Below are 5,746 nucleotides of genomic sequence, written 5' to 3' on the forward strand. Positions count from 1 at the left end.
TCCCGCGCGAGGGCGGAGAGTTTCTCGATCTCGCCCTCAAGTCCGCTTCTCACTGCACTTCGCCTCGATGAAGGTATCTCCCGCCTCAGGATATTTATGGGTAGCGGAGGTTTGGGGTTCTGGGCGGTAAACCCCGGCCCCCTCACGCCGACGTTTCCCACCCGGCGCAGACATCCCGCTCGGGGTCGAGGAGGACGCCGTGCGGGAGCCCGATGAGCGCGACGGCCGCGAGCGCCCCGATGACGCCCCGGCCCCCGTGAAGGTGCGCCCCGAACCGCCCGGCGGTCGCCTCGGCTACCTCTCGTGTGAGCACCGACTCCCTCGCGCTTCTGCCGTATGCCCGGAGTGCGCCGGGCACCCGGAACCCCTGCCGGACGGCGACGCCCCACGCCGGCGAGGCTGCCTCGCCGGCGACGAACCGCACGGCCGACTCCTCGACCCGCGGCACCTGATCGGGCTCCACTGCGAGTTCGATGAAGCTGCAGGAGTTCCCGGCAGTCCGCTCTTCGAGCCGGGGGTTGAGCATCGCCACCTTATGGCCGATCGGCATGACGCCGTCGAGCTTCGCGAGGTGCTGGAGGAGGGCAAGGGCGAGGGCGAACGTCGCACCCTCGGTCCCGGTATCGGTATCGTCGATCCCGATGGCGACGTAGGCAAGCGCCCGGGTGACCACCTCGCCCTCGACCACCGCTCCTTCGCGGTGGAGAGTGACACCGCAGACCCCCTCGGCAAAGGACATCATATCGGTGAGCGAGTAGGCCGGGCCCCCTATGCACCGGATCTGCTGGCGGATGTAGCCGTCATCGTGATAGACGCCGACGATCCCGACTGCCGGCGCCGGGTCGAGCCCGACGGCGACGTCCCGCCGCCCGAGGATCGCCCGTTCCCGGAGCAGGGTCCCGTCCCGGTGGACCGACTGCAGGGCGCCGCCGGCGCGGGCATGGTGGAACTCGCAGAAGGCGGCGCATCCCCCGCTCATGCACTCGTGGTAGATCTCGACCTCGCTGCCGTCGATGGTGGTGAAGACCCGACGGCAGGCGCTCTCCGGCATCACGCTGCTCGCCACGTAGCGGGCCGCGTGCCGTCCCCGCTGCTCCTCCGTGAGAAGAACGCATCCCTCCTCGATGAGGCGGTTCACCCAGTCCTGGACGGTGCTCCGGGGGGTATCGGTAGCCTCCGCAATATCGGCCACCGTAAAGGAACCCTTCTCAAGCGTCGCCTGGCGCATCAAGCGCAGGTACTGTTTTCTCCGTTCAAGAACCCTGGACATGCCGCTCACGGATATAGAGGAGGTCGCCGATCACGGCACTGGCGGTCTCGATGGAACCCGCGCCCTTCCCGATGAACGTGAGGTCCCCGGCGAGGTCCGCCTCCACGGTGACGGCGTTGAGCGTTCCTTCGACGACGAGCGGGTGGGCCTTCGGGATGATCCGCGGAGAGACGCGGAGCACCCCGGCACCCGGGATGATCTCGCCGATCAGCCGGATGGTGCAGTCCTGGTCCTCCGCGAGCTCGAGGGCGTCGGGTGTCAGGAGGGTGATCCCCGTCCTCTCCACGTCGTCGAGCGTTGCATGCATATCAAGGACGGTGTTTGCGAGGATAACCAGTTTAACGCCTGCGTCGATCCCCTCGACGTCGTAGGTGGGGTCCGCCTCGGCGTACCCGAGTTCCCGCGCCTCGGCAAGGGCCTGCTCGTAGGTGAGGCCTTCTGCGGCCATCCGGGTGAGGATATAGTTGCAGGTGCCGTTGAAGACGCCGGAGAGCCGGGAGATGGTGTTGCCCGCAAGCCCCTCCGTTATCCCGTGGATGAGCGGGATCGCCCCGCAGACCGTCGCCTCGTATTTCAGGAAGACGCCGTTTGCCTCTGCAAGCGCCCGGAGTTCGGGGTAGGCGAGGGCGATCGGACCCTTGTTCGAGGTGACGACGTGCTTACCCCGCCGGAGGGCCGTCCGCATGTGGCCCAGCGCCGGTTCGGCGGTCTTTACGTTCGTCGGGGTCACTTCGACGAGGACGTCGTAGTCCGCCTTCGCCACCACGTCGGCGGGACTGACGCCCGGGCTGCCGCAGGGGCCGCCGGCCTCCTTTCTGGCGAGCGCCGCTAGAAGGTCGATCCCGCCGGCATCGATGATGCCGCTTCGCGAGTCGGCAAGGCCGGTGACGGTGATATCGAGGTTTTTTGCAAGGATCGTCCGGGCGATGCCCCGGCCGACGGAACCCAGTCCCAGGAGCGCGATCCGCATCATGCACCCTCCAGGGGCTCGATGATGAGGAGGCTCTTCTGTTCCGCGACGCCGCGGAGGATCCGGATCGCCTTTGCCATCTCTGTCCGGGTGGTCGAACGGATGGTGATGCGGGCCGACGAGGGGGCATTGATCGCCGGCATAACGAGGGAGAGCCCCGTCACCTCGGCCGAGCCGGTCCGGTCGATAGAGTCGACCGTGTCGGAGAGGTCCGTGTGCATCAAGTGGCCGATCATGATCAGGGTGCACTCGTAGAGGAGCCGCTCCTCGCCGATGCGCACGACGCTGACGCCTTGCTCCCTGAGGAGTTCAAGGAGGTTGTCGAGACGCCCCTCGGGGAGTTCCAGGACGATCTGGACGTCCAGTGTCTCTGTGGCCGCCGGGGTCTCTCTCTGGTGGATGACCGCTATGATGTTTCCCCCGACGGCCGAGATCGGTTTGAGAGCCGCGACCAGCTGTCCGGGCCGGTCTTTCATCTCGAGCTTCATGGATACCTGCAAAAAACCACCTGCTGAAGAGTTGACCTGCCGGGGAGATAAGCCTTGTACCCCAGAACGGACCTATCGACGGGAGGGGGTGCCGCAAAAAAGGGTGGGGAGAGCCGTGCTGTTACCGCACGGACCCGGGCGCCCCGGCGACGATCGTGAGAGCCCGGGCAAACTCCGGGAGGATCTCGGCGGGGATGCCCATGACGAGCTCGCCGTCCTCGATGCCGGAGAACCGGCGCGAGCCGTCGCACCCGAGGGAGTAGTTGATCCGGCCGGTGAGGTAGGGCTGCGCGGTCGCGTCCGCGCAGACCGACTGGATCCCCGACATCCCGGACTCGATCCGTCCGCCGAGCTGGTAAAGCGTGGCCTGCGCGAGTTTGAGCATCGTCCGCGGGTTTGCAATGATGATGACGACGTGCGGGTCAAACGGCGTCTTCTCAAGCGGGGCATAGACCGTCGCGTAGGTCTCGAGTTCGGGGACGTGCGGCACCTGCTGGATGGTCCGCATGCAGGCGGCCCAGCTCTCGAACTTGCCGAGTTTGTAATAGAACTCCCCCGTTCGAAGACTCTGCGTGAGTTCCTTCAGCCCGAGGGCCCAGCCGCCTCCCATGCAGACGTGTTTCTCGGCGGTCGCGTAGAAGATCTCGCCGTCGAGACGGGCCCGGCTGACCATCTGGCAGTGGCGGACCGTCTCCTCGATCGGGCCGACCGATTCGGGGATGCCTTCGGGACTCTTTGCAAATTTTACCGCGACCGGTGACCCCCGGAGGTCGAGGGTCTTCTTCAGCGTCTCTGCGATCTCCGCATAGGAGAACTCCGTGCGCATCTGGTCTTCCATGATCATACTCACTCCAGTGTGCAGATAGTCCCCGCGGTCGCTCATAAAATCTCGGTTTGCGGTATGACGGGATCAGAGGTTGCGCAGTTTATGGTTCACCTTCTCAAAGAAGGGTTTGCCCGTATGGACGAAGAGAGCGGGATCGGCCGATTTCTTGACCGTGACCGTGACCTCCTTCTCCAGTTCAAACGGGCTCTGCCCGTCGATGACGAGGTGCGCCGGCTTATCGGTCTCAAGGGTGATCGCAAGATCCCTCCCGGTGCTGATGAGGCGGGGACGGGACGAGAGCATGTAGGGTGCGAGCGGTACGAGAAGGTATCCCTCGATCCTGGGATCGACGATCGGCCCCCCCGCGCTCATGGCGTAGGCGGTCGACCCGGTCGGGGTCGATATGAGCAGGCCATCGGCCCTGAACTCTTCTGCAGGCGTCCCGTCGACGTAGACGCCGAACCGGAGCATCTTCGCCGGCCGGTCAGTGACGATGACCGCCTCGTTGAGAGCGTCGCCGAACCGCCGCCCGTTAACAGAGAGGCTGATCCTCAACCGGCGTTCGACCTCAAAGCCGCTTTTGTGGGCTGCGAAGAACGCGCGCGCTTCGGCGGGCTCCAGGTCCGCAAGGAACCCCACCTCGCCCCAGTTAATCCCGAGGACCGGAACCTGCTTCTTCATCTGGTGGACGGTGAGGAGGACCGAACCGTCACCGCCGACGACCACGACAAGGTCACCGGCGAGCTCCTCAAACGGTATGCCCTCCTTCTTCCCGATATGCCTCGCTGTGCCCTCTTCGAAGACGACGTCATGTCCCAGGCCTTCGAGCTCCCGGGCAAGTTCCGCGGTGTAGCGGAGCGCATTCTCATCGTCGATGCGCGATACCAGCACGATCTTCATACGCAACCCTACCTCAGGTACTCGATGACTTTGTTATGCACGATCCCGTTCGTGGCGACGAGGCTCCGGCCGACGGCGACCTCGTCGGGGAAGACGAGGGCGTTCCCCTCGAGATCGGAGACGGTGCCGCCGGCCTCCTCGCAGACCAGCATCCCGGCCGCCGCGTCCGTGACGCGGAGCGTCCCCCGCAAGTCGACGAAGCCGTCGATGCGACCGCACCCGACGTAACAGAGTTCGAGCGCCGATGCACCGAGGAGGCGCCACCGCCGGATGTGCCGGCCGAGCCCGAGAACGCGGGCCGGGTCGGACTTGCGGCCGCCGTAGACGCTCATGGCGCTCTCCTGGAGGAGCGATGAACTCGAGACACGGATAGGGTGCCCGTCGAGGAAAGCGCCCCGCCCCCTGACGGCGTGGAACGTCTCGTTCGTGGCAAGGTTACGGACGTATCCCTGCTGGACGACACCTTCTTCTGCATACGCTATGGAGAGAGCGTAGAAAGGGATCCCGACGACGGCGTTGTAGGTGCCGTCGACCGGGTCGAGGAAGATGGTGCCTCTCTCCCCGCCCATATCGGCGCACCCGAGTTCCTCGCTGATCAGCCGCCGGCAGCACGGGTGGCTCCGGAAGTAGTCTACGACGATATCCTCTGCGACCTGGTCGATCAGTTTCGTGGGCGTGCCGTCCGCGCCCATCCTCACGAACTCTCCTGCTTCCGGCGTTCCGACCATGCCGGCTACAGCATCAGAAACAGCCCCCGCCAGGTCGTCACACGCACGGATGAACTCCATCAAAAATTCCTCATAACATACCTTGTTCTACGGTGTATTTATGTAATGTAATCCAGATACATTAATCACGCGTTTATCGAGTGAGACAATATGAAGGAACAAACAGAAGTTGGAAAGCTGAAAGAGGGACGCTACGTCGTCATTGAAGATGAGCCTTGCAAGATTGTCTCCATCGCTATCTCCAAGCCCGGGAAGCACGGGGCAGCAAAGTCCCGGATCGACTGCATCGGCATCTTTGACGGTGTGAAGCGCTCGGTCGTCCAGCCGGTCTCGGCGAAGACTTACGTCCCGGTGGTGGAACGCAAGATTGCGCAGGTCATATCGATCGCCGGCACGACCCTTCAGCTCATGGACGTCAAGGACTTTGAGATGTTCGAACTCACGGTAACCGAAGACCAGGTCGGCGGCCTGGAACCCGGCCAGGAGATCGCCTACATCTCGTCCCTGGGTAAGAAGAAACTTGAGTGACGTGTTCTGGCTCTCGAAGACGGGCATGCACGAGCT

Annotated in this window: 7 protein-coding genes; 1 reads left to right on the top strand and 6 read right to left on the bottom strand. The window is 64.4% G+C overall.

All coding sequences use genetic code 11. The features are described 5' to 3' along the window. Nucleotides 1-142 precede the first annotated feature (142 nt). From PLN84_RS12360 to PLN84_RS12385, 6 genes are all read right to left on the bottom strand, one after another. Complete coding sequence (locus PLN84_RS12360) at nucleotides 143-1,270, bottom strand: helix-turn-helix domain-containing protein (RefSeq protein WP_348532124.1); 1,128 nt, start codon at nucleotides 1,268-1,270, stop codon at nucleotides 143-145. Continuing rightward, the gene (locus PLN84_RS12365) at nucleotides 1,254-2,240 is read right to left on the bottom strand and encodes a homoserine dehydrogenase (RefSeq protein ID WP_348532125.1); all 987 of its coding nucleotides are present in this window, start codon (nucleotides 2,238-2,240) and stop codon (nucleotides 1,254-1,256) included. The genes PLN84_RS12360 and PLN84_RS12365 overlap by 17 nt, the downstream gene beginning before the upstream one ends. After that, nucleotides 2,240-2,728 (bottom strand): amino acid-binding protein, encoded by a 489-nt coding sequence (locus PLN84_RS12370; protein ID WP_292559595.1) that lies wholly within the window; start codon nucleotides 2,726-2,728, stop codon nucleotides 2,240-2,242. Before PLN84_RS12370 ends, PLN84_RS12365 begins: the two co-directional genes overlap by 1 nt. Nucleotides 2,729-2,849: 121 nt before the next feature. Then, the gene (locus PLN84_RS12375) at nucleotides 2,850-3,566 is read right to left on the bottom strand and encodes a DUF169 domain-containing protein (RefSeq protein ID WP_292385409.1); all 717 of its coding nucleotides are present in this window, start codon (nucleotides 3,564-3,566) and stop codon (nucleotides 2,850-2,852) included. Nucleotides 3,567-3,638: 72 nt separating this feature from the next. Continuing rightward, entirely contained in the window at nucleotides 3,639-4,454 is an 816-nt protein-coding gene (locus PLN84_RS12380) for an NAD(+)/NADH kinase (RefSeq protein WP_292385296.1), read from the bottom strand. 8 nt (nucleotides 4,455-4,462) lie between these two features. Then, complete coding sequence (locus PLN84_RS12385; RefSeq protein WP_292559592.1) at nucleotides 4,463-5,242, bottom strand: bifunctional fructose-bisphosphatase/inositol-phosphate phosphatase; 780 nt, start codon at nucleotides 5,240-5,242, stop codon at nucleotides 4,463-4,465. Nucleotides 5,243-5,332: 90 nt separating this feature from the next. On the opposite strand from PLN84_RS12385, the gene PLN84_RS12390 reads away from it, so the two are divergent. Next, complete coding sequence (locus PLN84_RS12390) at nucleotides 5,333-5,710, top strand: translation initiation factor IF-5A (RefSeq protein ID WP_292385292.1); 378 nt, start codon at nucleotides 5,333-5,335, stop codon at nucleotides 5,708-5,710. The last annotated feature ends 36 nt before the right edge of the window (nucleotides 5,711-5,746 follow it).

Source organism: Methanoculleus sp. (genome assembly GCF_035363275.1).
Taxonomy (GTDB): domain Archaea; phylum Halobacteriota; class Methanomicrobia; order Methanomicrobiales; family Methanoculleaceae; genus Methanoculleus.

Excerpts from the sequence above, each read along its gene's own strand:
- PLN84_RS12360 (WP_348532124.1), bottom strand. The coding sequence starts at position 1,270 with ATGTCCAGGGTTCTTGAACGGAGAAAACAGTACCTGCGCTTGATGCGC.
- PLN84_RS12365 (WP_348532125.1), bottom strand. The coding sequence starts at position 2,240 with ATGCGGATCGCGCTCCTGGGACTGGGTTCCGTCGGCCGGGGCATCGCC.
- PLN84_RS12370 (WP_292559595.1), bottom strand. The coding sequence starts at position 2,728 with ATGAAGCTCGAGATGAAAGACCGGCCCGGACAGCTGGTCGCGGCTCTC.
- PLN84_RS12375 (WP_292385409.1), bottom strand. The coding sequence starts at position 3,566 with ATGGAAGACCAGATGCGCACGGAGTTCTCCTATGCGGAGATCGCAGAG.
- PLN84_RS12380 (WP_292385296.1), bottom strand. The coding sequence starts at position 4,454 with ATGAAGATCGTGCTGGTATCGCGCATCGACGATGAGAATGCGCTCCGC.
- PLN84_RS12385 (WP_292559592.1), bottom strand. The coding sequence starts at position 5,242 with ATGGAGTTCATCCGTGCGTGTGACGACCTGGCGGGGGCTGTTTCTGAT.
- PLN84_RS12390 (WP_292385292.1), top strand. The coding sequence starts at position 5,333 with ATGAAGGAACAAACAGAAGTTGGAAAGCTGAAAGAGGGACGCTACGTC.